12 protein-coding genes are annotated in these 14,190 nt (G+C 63.6%); 3 read left to right on the top strand and 9 right to left on the bottom strand.

Annotated elements, in window-relative coordinates:
- Nucleotides 1-8: 8 nt before the first annotated feature.
- Nucleotides 9-3,206: an efflux RND transporter permease subunit gene (locus BWP39_RS15980; protein WP_096721718.1), complete on the bottom strand. Its 3,198-nt coding sequence runs from the start codon at nt 3,204-3,206 to the stop codon at nt 9-11.
- Between the two features lie 384 nt (nt 3,207-3,590).
- Between BWP39_RS15980 and BWP39_RS15975 the strand changes: the two genes are divergently transcribed.
- The 3 genes from BWP39_RS15975 (at nt 3,591) to BWP39_RS15965 (ending at nt 5,928) form a co-directional block, all read left to right on the top strand.
- Nucleotides 3,591-3,803, top strand: a complete 213-nt coding sequence (locus BWP39_RS15975; RefSeq protein WP_091019471.1) for a hypothetical protein — start codon at nt 3,591-3,593, stop codon at nt 3,801-3,803.
- A 73-nt stretch (nt 3,804-3,876) separates the two neighbouring features.
- Nucleotides 3,877-4,908, top strand: a complete 1,032-nt coding sequence (locus BWP39_RS15970) for a serine/threonine protein kinase (protein WP_096721716.1) — start codon at nt 3,877-3,879, stop codon at nt 4,906-4,908.
- Between the two features lie 267 nt (nt 4,909-5,175).
- Entirely contained in the window at nt 5,176-5,928 is a 753-nt protein-coding gene (locus tag BWP39_RS15965) for a PepSY-associated TM helix domain-containing protein (protein WP_096721714.1), read from the top strand.
- Nucleotides 5,929-6,002: 74 nt separating this feature from the next.
- On the opposite strand, the gene BWP39_RS15960 is transcribed toward BWP39_RS15965, so the two are convergent.
- The 8 genes from BWP39_RS15960 to BWP39_RS15925 all read right to left on the bottom strand — a co-directional run bounded on the left by BWP39_RS15960 (nt 6,003) and on the right by BWP39_RS15925 (nt 14,174).
- Nucleotides 6,003-7,025, bottom strand: a complete 1,023-nt coding sequence (locus BWP39_RS15960) for an XdhC family protein (protein WP_096721712.1) — start codon at nt 7,023-7,025, stop codon at nt 6,003-6,005.
- A complete protein-coding gene (locus BWP39_RS15955; protein ID WP_096721710.1) occupies nt 6,998-7,585 on the bottom strand; it encodes a CoxG family protein in 588 nt (195 codons plus the stop codon). The genes BWP39_RS15960 and BWP39_RS15955 overlap by 28 nt, the downstream gene beginning before the upstream one ends.
- A 176-nt stretch (nt 7,586-7,761) precedes the next feature.
- Entirely contained in the window at nt 7,762-9,159 is a 1,398-nt protein-coding gene (locus BWP39_RS15950) for an amino acid permease (protein ID WP_096721708.1), read from the bottom strand.
- Nucleotides 9,160-9,325: 166 nt separating this feature from the next.
- Nucleotides 9,326-9,982 carry a response regulator transcription factor RqpR gene (gene rqpR / locus BWP39_RS15945; RefSeq protein WP_096721706.1) on the bottom strand — a complete coding sequence of 219 codons (657 nt, stop codon included), beginning with the start codon at nt 9,980-9,982 and terminating at the stop codon, nt 9,326-9,328.
- Nucleotides 9,979-10,812 (bottom strand): sensor histidine kinase, encoded by an 834-nt coding sequence (locus BWP39_RS15940; RefSeq protein WP_096721704.1) that lies wholly within the window; start codon nt 10,810-10,812, stop codon nt 9,979-9,981. The genes rqpR and BWP39_RS15940 overlap by 4 nt, the downstream gene beginning before the upstream one ends.
- 422 nt (nt 10,813-11,234) lie before the next feature.
- Nucleotides 11,235-12,005 (bottom strand): ferredoxin--NADP reductase, encoded by a 771-nt coding sequence (locus tag BWP39_RS15935; RefSeq protein WP_091019573.1) that lies wholly within the window; start codon nt 12,003-12,005, stop codon nt 11,235-11,237.
- A gap of 371 nt (nt 12,006-12,376) precedes the next feature.
- Nucleotides 12,377-13,021 (bottom strand): LysE family translocator, encoded by a 645-nt coding sequence (locus BWP39_RS15930; RefSeq protein WP_096721702.1) that lies wholly within the window; start codon nt 13,019-13,021, stop codon nt 12,377-12,379.
- 193 nt (nt 13,022-13,214) lie between these two features.
- Complete coding sequence (locus BWP39_RS15925) at nt 13,215-14,174, bottom strand: ABC transporter permease (protein WP_096721700.1); 960 nt, start codon at nt 14,172-14,174, stop codon at nt 13,215-13,217.
- Between the last annotated feature and the right edge of the window lie 16 nt (nt 14,175-14,190).

Below are 14,190 nucleotides of genomic sequence, written 5' to 3'. Positions count from 1 at the left end.
GCTTTGCCTCAGGATGACTTGTGAACCACATGCTCCGCCGAGCGCCGCCGCCGGTCGGCGAGCCGCCGGTAGATCATCGAGAACACTACCGGTACGAACACCAGTGTCGCGAGTGTGCCGATCGTGAGCCCGCCGATCACCGCGCGTCCGAGCGGCGCGTTCTGTTCGCCGCCTTCGCCGAGGCCGATCGCCATCGGCACCATGCCGATCACCATCGCGAGCGCCGTCATCAGCACCGGACGAAAGCGCGTGAAGCCCGCTTCGATCGCCGCGCGCGTCGCGTCGCCGTGTTCGAGCAACTGCTCGCGCGCGAAGCTGATTACGAGGATCGAGTTCGCGGTGGCGATGCCGATGCACATGATCGCACCGGTGAGCGCCGGGATCGATAGCGTGGTGTGCGTGAGGAACAGCATCCAGACGATACCCGCTAGCGCGCCCGGCAACGCGGTAATGATGATGAACGGATCGAGCCACGACTGGAAGTTCACGACAATCAGCAAATACACCAGCACGATCGCAAACAGCAGACCGGTGAAGAGCCCGGAGAACGAATCGTTCATCGTCTGCACCTGGCCACGCACGGTGATCGTCGGGCCCTTCGGCAGATCGACGTTTGCTGCGGCGATCACCTTGTCGATGTCGTCGGAGACAGCGCCGAGGTCGCGATTGTCGGCGGTGCCGTAGATGTCGACCGTCGATTGCGCGTTGTAGTGCGTAGCTACGGCGTGGCCCGCTTCGCGGCGCATCGTCGATAGCGCGCCGAGAATATTGCTGTGGCCGTTTGCGTTCAGCGGAATGTTGGCGAGTGCCTGCAGCGAGTCGATCGTGTATTGCGGCGCTTCGGTGATCACGTTGTAGCTGACGCCGTTGCGCGGATTCAGCCAGAACGTCGGTGTGGTTTGCTGGCTGCCTGAGAGCGTGATGAGCAGGTCGCTGGCGATGTCCTTCTGCGTGAAGCCCGCCTGCTGCGCACGCGTGCGGTCGACGTCGATGAAGATACGCGGCAGGTCGGCGGGCTGCTGGATGCGCGTGTCGGCAAGACCCGGCACACTGCGCAGCCGGTTCAGCAGCGTTGCGGCGAACGCGCGATTGGCGTCGACGTCGCGGCCGACGATCTGGATGTCGATCGGCGACGGCATGCCGAAGTTGAGCGTCTGGCTAACGATGTCGGCGGGCAGAAACGCGAACTGCACGCCGGGAAATTCGTCGGTGAGCGTGCGGCGCAGGGTACGGACGTATTCGGCGGTCGGATGATGATCGGGGTTGAGCGTGATCAGCACGTCGGCATCTGAAGTGCCGATCGTGCCGGTGTTGCTGTACGACAGGTTGATACCGGACACCGGTAGCCCGATGTTGTCGATCAGCGAATGGAGTTCGCCCGGCGGAATCAGCTGTCGAATACGTGCGTCTACGCGGTCGGTGACAACTGCGGTTTCCTCGACACGCATGCCGGTTTTCGCGCGCAGATGCAGCGCGATCGTGCCAGCATCGACCTGCGGGAAAAAGTCGCGGCCGAGAAACGGAATCAGCAGTAACGACAGCCCGCAGCACAGCAGAAACACCACGACGAATACGCCCGGCCGCTCGACGCGAGCCACGAGGAACACCCGATAACGCTCGCGCAACCGCGCAAAACCGCCCTCGAACGCGAGATGTACGCGCATGAACGGATTACGGCTTGCGACCGCGCCTGTTGCGCCGGTGTGGTGCGGATCAGTGGCCCGGTGATGGTGACGCAGCAGATACTTCGCAAGCGTCGGCACGAGCGTGCGCGAGAAGAAGTACGACGCGAGCATTGCGAACACGACCGCTTCGGCGAGCGGGATGAACAGGTAGTGCGCGACGCCGGAAAGCAAAAACATCGGCACGAACACAATACAGATCGACAGCGTCGACACCAGTGTCGGAATCGCGATCTGGTGCGCGCCGTCGAGAATGGCTTGCTCGAGATTCTTGCCCTGCTCAAGCTGATGGCTGACGTTTTCGATCGCCACCGTTGCGTCGTCGACGAGAATCCCCACCGCGAGCGCGAGACCACCGAGTGTCATGATGTTGATCGTCTCGCCGAGTGCGGACAGCGCGATGATGGAAGTGATCATCGACAGCGGAATCGACACGGCGATGATCAACGTTGCGCGCCAGTTGCCGAGAAACAGCAGGATCATCAAGCCGGTCAGGCACGCGGCGATCAGCGCTTCGCGCAGCACGCCCTGCACCGAGGCGCGCACGAACAACGACTGGTCGGCGACCGGGTCGATGTTCAGCGACGCAGGCACGAGGTTGTGCAGCACCGGCATCATCTGCTTGATGCGATCGACGATTTCGAGCGTCGACGTGTTGCCACTCTTGTTGATGGTCAGGAGCGCAGCCCGTTGACCGTTCACACGAACGATATTGGTCTGCGGCTGGAAGCCGTCACGCACGTGTGCGACGTCGCGGATATAGACGGTGCCCGCGTCCGTGGTCCTGATCGGAATGTCGTTCAGACCCGCGAGCGTATCGGGACTCGCATTCATTTCCACCGAATACTCGGTTGAACCGATTTTCGCCGTGCCCGACGGCAGGATCAGATTTTGCGCACTGATTGCGTTGACGACGTCCATCGGCGACAGGTTGCGCTCCTGCAACTTGCGCGAATCGATGTCGACCATGATCTGCCGCTGCTTGCCGCCATAGGGCAACGGTGCCGACGCACCGGGCACGGTGGCGAGCTGCGTCTTCAGAAAGTTGTTACCGAAGTCGAACAGTTCCTGTTCGGTGAGCGCCACCGACGACAACGACAGCCGCAAGATCGGTACCGTCGATGCGTTGTAGCGCAGGATGTTCGGCGGCGTGATGCCGGGTGGCAGCGAGCGCAACTGCGTTTGCGACAACGCAGTGACTTCCGCGAGCGCTTCTTCGATGTTCGCGTGCGGCTGGAAGAAAATCTTCACGACCGCGATGCCGTTCAGCGAGGTGGATTCGGTGTGTTCGATGTCGTTGACCGCCACCGACAGACCGCGCTCGTAGTTGAGTACGATGCGCTTTTCCATCTCGTCGGCGGGTAGACCGTTATACGTCCAGATCACCGACAGCACGGGGATGTCGATATTCGGGAAGATATCGGTCGGCGTGCGCAGGATCGTCAACGGACCGACGATCAGCAGCAGCAACGCGAGCACGATAAACGTATACGGGCGCCGCAGCGCCAGGCGAACGATCCACATGAGCGGTGCGGTCGAAGTGAGGGTAAACAGCCACGCTGAAGCCGCGTGAGCGTCGGCTTGCCCGCGCGCCTGGACTATAGCGCGTATCGTATTCTGGAGGCCTGATTTTGAGGAGAGCCGGTAGCCGCCGTAATAATGGATTCGTTACCATGCGTTACAGTTAGCATTTCGTAAGACTGATGGCATGGAAAGAGGGGACATCCACTGTTACTTTTTACTTTCCCCGTTTCAACAAAACGGGAACAATGAGCTGAACGTAGCAGAGTCATAGCGTCACGCAGTGCGAATCAGGTGCGCGCGCAACGTTTCAACGTTGCCGTGTTTTTGTCACACATTGACCGGCATGAATTTTTAACAGCCGGCATGGGAGAGCGGGGAAACATCATGCAAGTCGGTTCTATCGTCCGGTCCGTGCATATCGCCGTGCCTGCGGGCGCGCGCGGGATAGTCATGCGCCTGCTCGGCGACATGGCAATGGTGGCGTGGTACGCCGGTGAGCCCGGTACATCGTTGCAACTGAATACGGAACCCTTTTTCCTTGAAGACCTGATCGATACCGGCGACTTCGTTCGACCGGCCGGCGCGCAGATACATTGAGCGGTCGCGCGGTCTGACCGCGCACTGTTGAACCGCGCTCGTCATTCATGACGGCGCGGGGCACAATGCCGGCATGAACCACGACACCCAGGACCTGCAGGGCGGCGCCGATGGCGCTGTGCCCTTCGCCCGGCTCACGCCGGAATGCGTGCTGGACGCGCTTGACGGCGTGCTCAGCACGGTCGGCGTGCGCACGGACGGCCGCATGCTGCCGCTCAACAGCTACGAGAACCGCGTTTATCAGATCGGCGTCGAAGACGGCCCACCGGTGATCGCGAAGTTTTATCGGCCGGCGCGCTGGACCGATGAGGCGATTCTCGAAGAACACGCCTTCGTCGACGAACTCGTCGCACACGAGATTCCCGCCGTGCCGGCGCGCGCATTCGAAGGCCGCACGCTGCACACATTCGACGACTATCGCTTCGCGATCTTCGAGCGACGCGGCGGCCGTGCTCCCGATCTCGATCGACGCGACACGCTCGAATGGCTCGGCCGTTTTATCGGCCGGATTCATGCCGTGGGGCAGACCCGGAACTACGCGGCGCGCCCAGTACTCGACATCCAGACCTTCGGTCGCGAACCGCGCGAGTTTCTACTGACGCACGGCTTCGTGCCGGACAACGTTCGCACTGCGTGGACGACGGTGGTGGATCTTGCGCTCGAAGGCGTCGAACAGGCATTCGAGCGCGCCGGCGAGATTCGCGCGCTGCGCATGCACGGCGATTGCCATCCGAGCAACGTGCTGTGGACCGATGCGGGCCCGCACTTCGTCGATTTCGATGACAGTCGAATGGGCCCCGCAGTGCAGGACCTGTGGCTGCTGCTACCTGGCGAACGTGAGGAGGCGTCCCGTGCGCTTGCCGATCTGCTGGCGGGCTATGAGGACTTCTGCGAATTCGAGCAGCGCGAGCTGTATCTGATCGAAGCGCTGCGCACGTTGCGGCTGATTCACTACTCCGCGTGGCTTGCGCGCCGCTGGAACGATCCGGCGTTTCCGGCTGCATTTCCGTGGTTCAACACGCAGCGCTATTGGGAAGACCGCATCCTCGAATTGCGCGAGCAGGTCGGCGCGATGCAGGAAGGGCCGCTGTGGCCGGTGTTCTGAACCCCACCCGCCGCGATTGAGAAAATCGTAAGCCTGTGTAATGATAGCCATTCGCATTTGAGGCGTAGCCAGCCACTCATCGTTTCGCGGTGAGCGCCAGCCAGTACCTTGCCGGACCCCGCAGCCGTTCAGACAGTTCATCGGTATTTGTCTGCTTAAACGCGCTGCGACCAGTCCGATCTACCCGTTTATTCCACTGAAAGCCGGCCCGGCTGCGCGATATCGCGCGTCGGGGCCGTGCGCCGAAGCCGCTGTGCCTGGAGTTCCGTGAACGCGCCCGAACCAATCGATGTCCCTTCCGCTACGCGTGCCGGCACGACGTATCACCCTGTGCCGACGCCGCAGCCGGGTGCACATGGCCATCATCTCGTCGACGATGTACAACGGCTTGCGCGGCAACGTCGTACGCGGCGCGCGACATTCATCAAGTGGCTACGCAAGGTGCACGGCTGGGTCGGATTGTGGGGCGCCGTGCTGGGGCTGCTGTTCGGTGTGACCGGCTTCCTGCTGAACCACCGTGCCGGTCCGCTCAAGGTGTCGTCGGGCGAGCCGCAGGTCGAACAGCTGCAAATTCCACTACCGGCCCGCAAGCTCCAGTCGCCGCTCGATATGGCGCACTGGCTGCAGGGCGAACTGCATCTCGACGGCAAACCGAGCAAGCCGCGTCGCGAGGCGTCGCATCCGGTGGCCTGGGGCGATCACAGTGCCGTGCAGCCCGAATTCTGGCAGGTCGGTATTTTCGGCACCAAGCAGAACGTGCAGGCCGAGTACTGGGTCGGCAATGGCTATGTGTCGGTCAAGCGCACACAGAATTCGTTCCTCACGACGATGAATAACCTGCACCGCGGTGTTGGGCTCAGTATCGGCTGGGTGCTGCTCGTCGATACGCTCGCGGGCGGGATGATCCTGCTTTCGTTGACCGGTGTATTGCTGTGGACCGAGCTGAACAAGCGCCGTACGGTCGGCGTCGTGCTGGTGCTTGGGTCGCTGGGTGCCGCGGTGGCGCTTGGGTTGCTGTGATGAAGCGGACTCGTTTCTGCGTGGCGTGACGAGTCTGCGTTGTAAAGCCTCGCGGTGAAGCCGCGATGTAAAGATCAAACGCTGCAGGCCGTCCCGCCGCTAGCCGCAACTTCGCGGGCCGCTTTCGCGCCTTCCACCTGCAGCAGCGTCGGTAGCGACACACCGTTCTTCGCCGCCGTCACCTCCGCAAGAATCGACACCGCGATCTCCGGCGGCGTACGGCTGCCGATATAAATACCGACCGGTCCATGCAACCGGGCCAGTTCGGTGTCGTTCAGATCGAATTCCTTCAGACGCTCGCGCCGCGCCGCGTTATTGCGCCGCGAACCGAGCGCGCCGACGTAGAACGCGGGCGTCTTCAACGCTTCCATCAGCGCGAGATCGTCGAGCTTCGGATCGTGTGTGAGCGCAATCACCGCGCAGCGTTCATCGAGCCGCATGTCGAGCACGGTGTCGTCGGGCATCGTGCGAACGATCTTCGTGCCTGGTATGTCCCACTCGTCCGTGTACTCTTCGCGCGGATCGCAGACGGTTACCTGGTAGTCGAGACCGACAGCGATATTGCACAGGTAGCGCGACAGCTGCCCCGCGCCGATCACGAGCATGCGGTAGCGCGGGCCGTGAATGGTCAAGAGACGTGTGCCGTCGAAGTCGATGCCGTCGGTGGCCTGCGCGGATTCGAGCCGCACCGTGCCGCTCGCCATATCGACGGTGCGCGCAACCAGCCGGCCTTCTTCCACTGAACGACATAGCGTGGCGATGCCGCTCGCCTGCGTCAGCGGTTCGAGCACGAGCTGGATCGTGCCGCCGCACGGCAGGCCGAAACGATGCGCTTCTTCGGCGGTGATGCCGTACTTCACCGCTTCCGGCAAAGTCTGCTCGATGCCGCGCTGGCGCACGCGATCGATCAGATCGTCTTCGATGCAGCCACCCGATACCGAGCCCACCACCAGGCCGTCGTCGCGTACCGCGAGCATGGCGCCTTCCGGACGCGGCGACGAACCCCACGTCTTCACGACCGTCACCAGCAGTGCGCGGTGTCCCTGCTCGAGCCAGCGCTCACTGGACTTCAGGACTTCGAGATCCACGCTGTCCATGATTTCTTCCCCTCCGGTTGAGGCTCGTCCACCGGGTCGCCGTTGGCGGACCGGTTCGCGGAATCGTGCAATTGTGCCGCAGCATCGGCTGTCGTGTCGGCCACCGGCGCAGTACGCGCGCCGCTCACCTGTTCACCGAAGCGGCGAAAAAATTCGCCCACGATCTTGCGGACTGCACCGCCGAGGATCCGCGAGCCGATCTGCGCGAGCTTACCGCCCATGTGCGCGCTGGCTGTGTATGAGAGCTTCGTGGCGCCGTTATCTGCGGGTTCGAGGGTGATATGCGCGGCGCCGCTACCGAAGCCGGCGGTCCCGCCCTGACCTTCGAAAACGATCGTATAGGCGCGCGGCGCGTCGATATCGGTGAGGCGCAAGCGGCCTTTGAAGTGCACTTTCACCGGGCCGACTGTGAGGCTCATCGACAGGGCGAACACGTTTTCCTGTTCCACTTCGATGTGGTCGCAGCCGGGAATCGAGGCACGCAGGATCGTCGTGTCGTTGAGCGCTTCCCAGGCGCGCTGCTGGGAGACGGGCAGCGTGTAGCTCTCAGTCAGTTCCATGACGGGGTTCCTCCGGATGGCGTGGTTCGAACGACGGTGCGAGAAACACGCGGCACCTGCGCGAGCGGCGCGAGAGCGCGGCCGGACGCGGTGGGACTGTGGCGATTATGAACCGGCCGGTGCAAGTCGACATGCACCGGCACTGCCGGGACCGCGTCTGTGAAGCGCGCTGAGCCTTAGCGATTGCCCTCGGCCAGCTTCGAATGGCGTCGCGAATAACCGAAGTAAATCACCATGCCGATCACGAGCCACGCGACGAACGCGATCCACGTGATCAGTTGCAGGTTGAGCATCAGGAACAGGCACGACGCGACGGCCAGCACCGGCACGACCGGTACACCGGGGCAACGGAATGCGCGCGGCAGTTCCGGATGCGTCTTGCGCAAAATCAGCACAGCGATCGACACCATCGAGAATGCCGCAAGCGTGCCGATGTTGATCAGCTCGGCCAGCACGTTCAGCGGCACCAGTGCGCCGATCAGGCCGAAGAAGATGCCGACCAGCCACGTCGTGAAGAACGGCGTCGCAAAGCGCGGGTGCACGCGCGACAGCACCGCGGGCAGCAACCCGTCGCGCGACATCGCGAAGATCACGCGGGTCTGGCCGTAGGCCATCACGAGAATCACGGTCAGCATGCCGAGCACGGCGCCGAGATCGATAAAGCCCGCCACCCAGGGCTGGCCGGCCACCTGCAGCGCGTACGACACCGGGTGCGAGATGTTGGCGAACTGCGCGTACGGCACGATGCCGGTCACCACGGCCGCGACCGCCACGTACAGCACTGCGCACACGCCCAGCGACGCGATGATGCCGACCGGCAGATCGCGCTTCGGATTCTTCACTTCCTCTGCCGCCGACGAGACCGCATCGAAGCCGATAAACGCGAAGAACATCACGGCAGCGGCGCCGAACACGCCATTCCAGCCGTTCGGCATGAACGGATGCCAGTTCGCGGGCGTGACGTGGAAGACGCCTACCGCGATGACCAGCAGCACGACGACGACCTTGATCGAGACCATGATGTTGTTCACACGCGTCGATTCACGCACGCCGACCGACAGCAGCGCGGTAATCGCCATCATCACGAGGAAGGCTGGCAGGTTGAACAGCGTGTGGGTGCCCGGTACTGCGCCGGGCGCGGCGGTCAGCACAGCGGGCAGCGAGATGCCGAAGCCATGCAGCAGCGACTGCAGATAGCCCGACCAGCCCACCGATACCGCAGAAGTGGCGAGCCCATATTCGAGCATCAGATCCCAACCGATGATCCACGCGGCCAGTTCGCCGAGCGTCGCATACGAATATGTATAGATCGAGCCGGCCACCGGAATCGTCGAGGCGAATTCCGCGTAGGCCAGCGCGGCGAAACCGCACGCCACTGCCGCGATGAGGAACGACAGCATCAGCGCCGGGCCGGCCTGCACGGCGCCCGTGCCGGTCAGCACGAAAATGCCGGTACCGATGATCGCGCCGACACCGAGGAAGGTCAGATCGAGTGCGCCGAGCGCTTTCTTGAGTCCGGCGCTCTGGGCGCCGGCGAGCATCTGCTCGACGTTCTTCTTGCGGAAGAGGGACATTGGCGAGGTCTCCTGTAAAGCACGCTTATTGCGCGCCGAATGTCGGGAAACCGTCAATTCTAGCGGATGTAGGGCCGCGCGCTTGCGCGGGAACGCGTATCGCGGTGTGGGCTTTGCGAGACCGGAGGCGCAGCGGCATTGCCGCGCGAGGTTAGGGAAGACTCACTCAGGCGGTCATCGCTGGATTCAGATCGACGAGGCGGTTGCTCATCACATAGAAGGTGAGTTCGGCGTTATTGCTGAGACGCATCTTCTCCAGCAGCCGCGTGCGGTACACGCTGACCGTCTTGACCGACAGCGACAGCGTCTGCGCGATGTCGGTCAGCCGCTGGCCCGAGGCGAGCATGCACAGCGTCTGGTATTCGCGGTCGGAGAGCTTTTCATGCGGCAGCTGTTCGCCGTCGAACGACACATAGTTCGCGAGCGCCTCGGCCATCGCGGGGCTCACGTACTTGCGGCCGGCGGCGACCTGCTGGATCGCGCCGATCATCTGGGCGGCATCGACGGTTTTCGACAGATAGCCCGCCGCGCCGGCCTTCAGCGCCCGCACCGCGTACTGATCCTCGCGATACATCGAGAACATCAGCACCGGCACGCGCGGTGCCTTGCGCTTGATCCGCTTGAGCACCTCGACGCCGTTCATGTCGGGCAGCGAGATGTCCAGCAGGATCACGTCGTAGATCTGCTTCGCGGCGCTCGTGACGGCTTCGGCGCCGGTTTGCGCTTCGGCGACTTCGATGGCGATGCCGCGGTCGAGCAGCAGATGGCGGACGCCCTGGCGGACGACGGCGTGATCGTCGGCGAGCAGAATGCGCAGGCTCATGACGATCTGCCTGCACTTGAGCGCCGCGCGGCGGCGTGCGACGGAGCGTGCGATGCGTGCGACGTGTACGGTGTGAGCGGCGATGTAAGCGCGAGTAGCGCGTCCCACGCAAAACGTGCGCGCACCGTCGTGCCGCGTGCTTTGCCGTCCGCCGGTTCGCGCGCGCTGCTCACGCGCAGCGTGCCGCCGAACGCTTCGCAGCGCGCCCGCATACCGGCGACGCCGAAATGACCTTGCGCTTCGCCGCGACGGCGGCGCGCATCGCGCGGCAGGCCGATACCGTCGTCGCTGATGGCCAGTGTCAGATACCGCCGATTGGTCTCGATGCGCACGTTCGCACACGATGCGCGCGCGTGCCGGGCGGTGTTGTTCAGCGCTTCCTGGGCGACGCGGAACACCGCTAGCGTCGCGTCGGTGGGAAGGCGGGTGAGGCGCACGTCGGCGGTACAGACGAAGCTCGTGCGGAGGCTGGTGCGGGTCGCGAAGCTGCCGGCCCATTGCGCGAGCGTCGCGACGATGCCCGCATCCAGCGATGGCGCATGCAAACCGGCGACCGCCTGGCGTGTCGCTGCGCAGGCGGCGTCGAGCGAGCGGTTCGCGACGGCAAGGGCGGCCGCGCATTGCGGCGGGGCATCGGCGGGTAGCCAGGTGTCGACACCGGCAAGCGCGAAGCGGGTGGCGGTCAGTTCGGCGCCCACGCCGTCATGCAGTTCGCGCGCGAGATGGCGGCGTGCGGCTTCCTGCGCGCCGACGAGTTCGGCGGCCAGTTCGCGCACGCGTTCACGCAGTCGGACGATTTCGTCATCGGCGGTGCAGACAAAAGAACGCATGCGAACCTCTAGCCCCCAGACATGCCCGTTACTTGTACAACTTGACGGACAATTGTTACGTTGGAGCGTAACGAAATTTACATTTCGCAACAAATCGGATCTAACCCTGGTGAGGGTTGCCACTATCGTCGCTGAGCCGCGATGATATCTGAAAAAAACTAGAAATGCCTATGTGGCAAGGCTTAGCGCGTGGTCTTCGCGTAAAACATAAGGTTTGTCAAAGAGTGGGATGTCAGAAAAACGCCGACAAGAAAGGTTAAATTTTGAGGACGAATTTGTAACTGCGCCGATTGCTGCCTGTAGAGGCGCGCCGATGGCGCCGCACAAACAAAAACCGGAGCGCGAGGCTCCGGTTTTGCGGTGACGAAGGGGCCGCAAGGGCCCCGGCAGCAGTTTCGCTGCGAGCGTTGCCGTTGCCGGCCTCAGCCGACGAACGCTTTTTCCACGACGTAATGCCCCGGCTCGTTGTTGCTGCCTTCCTTGAACCCAAGGCTGTCGAGCAGTTCGCGCGTGTCGCGCAGCATGTGCGGGCTGCCGCACAGCATCACACGGTCGCGTTCGACCGAGAACGGCTGCACATCGAGGTCTTCGAAGAGCTTTTTCGTGTCGATCAGTTCGGTGATGCGGCCGCGGTTCTGGAATGTTTCGCGTGTGACCGTCGGGTAGTACACGAGCTTTTCGCGGACGACTTCGCCGAGGTACTCGTGGTTGTGCAGGTCTTCGGTGATGTATTCCTTGTACGCGAGCTCGTCGACAAAGCGGCACGTATGCGTGAGCACCACCTTCTCGTAGCGCTCGTACACTTCCGGGTCCTTGATGATCGACATGAACGGCGCGAGGCCCGTGCCTGTGGACAGCAGCCACAGCGTCTTGCCGGGCAGCAGGTTATCGGCCATCAGCGTGCCGGTCGGCTTCTTGCCGATCAACACCTGGTCGCCCACCTTCAGATGCTGCAGACGCGACGTCAGCGGACCGTCCTGCACCTTGATGCTGAGGAACTCGAGATGTTCTTCGTAGTTGGCGCTCGCCATGCTGTAGGCGCGGATCAGCGGTTTGCCGGCGACTTCGAGGCCGACCATCGTGAACTGGCCGTTTTCGAAGCGCAGTGCGGGGTCGCGCGTGCAGGTGAAGCTGAACAGCGTGTCGGTCCAGTGGTGGACGCTCAGAACGGTTTGGTGAGTCAGGTTGCTCATGGCTTTGGGTGCAAAAAAGAAGGCGGCCAGATGGACTGGACGTCGGGCACGGCAAGGGCGATGCATGCGCGCATGCGGAAATGGGAGCGATGCGCAATCCGCCATTCTACCGCGCCTGCTGCCGGTGGGTCGCTGGGCGGTGACTGGGCGGGGCGTGAGGCGGGGTGCCGCGGAATCTTGCGATGATACCGAAAGCGGTCGTGCGGCGCAGCATTGACCCTGCTGGCGGGACGGCAAAGGCCTTGAATCTAATGGAGAAACGCCTGGAAAGCGGCGATTTCCACGCTCGATGAGCGGTGCCCTTGTAGGGATGGGGCTCGGCGCCCGGTCGCTGAGCCGACCACCCCGGTGATTTGCTGCCCTGAACCTGCCTAGCTGTCCGCCGCCAGTTTCGCCCCGAGGCCGACCAGCACCGCGCCACATATGCCGTCGATCGGCCGACGCAGCCGCCGGTAGCCGCGCTGCGTGCGCTCGGTGGCGAACATCAGGGCAACGCTGCCGTACCAGCTCACCGACATCGTCGCGATCATCGCGAGTACGACGCCGTAGAACCAGACCGGCGGGTGCGGAGGGAACATGGTCGCGAAGACGCTGGTCCAGAACGCACAGGATTTCGGATTCGTGAGACAGGTGAACAAGCCCGAGCGCCAGGCGCGGAAATACGCTTGCGGCGTCGCCTCGGGCGGCGGCGCGGCAACCGGCGCGGAGGCATCGTCGCGCCGCATGCTCGCGCGCAGCAGCTTGATGCCGAAGTAGATCAGATACAGCGCACCCGCGAGGCGGATGCCGTTATACAGCCAGTCGATTTTCTGCAGCACCGTGGCGAGCCCGAGCATCGCGAGCGCGACCCAGATCGCCGAGGCCGTGCCGACACCGAGTGCGGACACCGCGCCGAGCCCGCGCCGCCCGGCGAGCGACAGCTGGGTGATCATGAAGAAGTTCGGGCCGGGGCTGATCGTCGCGACGAGGTAGACGGCGGCGATCTGCAGCAGGATCAGAACGTAGGGCTGGTGCATGTCGATTGGCGGTGTTGCGCGGACGGCAGCCGCTCGGGGAAGGAAAGGCGATCTTACCCGGGTGAGGCGTGGCCGTCATGCCAGTTGTCGGCATGGGCGTGCGGGGTTGTCGTGCTGGATGTTGTGCCCGAGTCAGCTCGAACAGCCTGCACGGAACCTGCCGCCGCAATCCGCACGCGCGTAGTCCGGGCGCCTACCCTCCGGCCGCCACCGTCTTTCGCCCACGTTGCTTTAGCACCCGCGCCTGCAGCACGATCACGAGCAGCAGGAACACGCCGCGTATCACCGATTGCCAGTACGCAGAAAGACTGACGAAGCCCAGCCCATTCTCGAAGTTCAGCAGATTGAACACGAGGCCAAGTAGCGCCACGCCAGCAATCGTCATCGCGATCGACCCTTCGCCACCAGTGAGCAGCGTGCCGCCGAGCACCACCGCCGAGATCGCGAACAGCTCCCAGCCGACGCCTTCATTCGGCTGCCCGGCGCCGAACTGCGCGGCGAGAATCACACCCGCGAGACCCGCGAGCAGACCGCTCACGGCATAGGCCATGACCAGCGTGCGATCGACGTTGAGCCCCATCAACCGTGCGGCTTCCTCGCTGCCGCCGATCGCCAGCGAATGCCGTCCAAAGCGCGTACTGCGCAGCGCGAGCCAGCCCGCGATCGCGGCCGCAAGTGCGACGAGCCCAGGAATCGGCAGGCCGAACAGATCGCCCTGACCGAAGTTGCCGAAGTTCGAATCGGCGGCGATCGACACCGCGTCGTTCTTGCCCAGCAGCAACGCCACGCCGTGCGCGCCGAGGCTGGTCGCGAGCGTCGTGATGAACGGCAGGATCCTCAGTCGCGTGATGATCAGCCCGTTCAGCACGCCGACCGCGGCACCTGCAGCCGCACCGGCGAGCACGGCGACCCAACCGCCCCACGGGCTCGTCAGCGCCGCGACGACGCTGGCGAGCGCCGCAACCGTGCCGACCGACAGATCGATACCGCCGGTGATGATCACGAACGCCATGCCGATCGAGATCAGCGCGAACATCGAGTTGTAGCGCCAGATGGTCGTGAGGTTGTATGCCGAGGCAAAGTCGGGATAGCGCACGACACCGAATACGACGAGCGCGGCGAGCGCGATCAGGATGGGCAGGTTCTTTTTCATCGGGATCAATTCCTGG

The organism is Paraburkholderia acidicola, from assembly GCF_002362315.1.
Lineage (GTDB): Bacteria > Pseudomonadota > Gammaproteobacteria > Burkholderiales > Burkholderiaceae > Paraburkholderia > Paraburkholderia acidicola.
The sequence above is the reverse complement of the archived record's forward strand: the minus strand, read 5'-3'. Positions and strand labels throughout refer to the sequence as shown.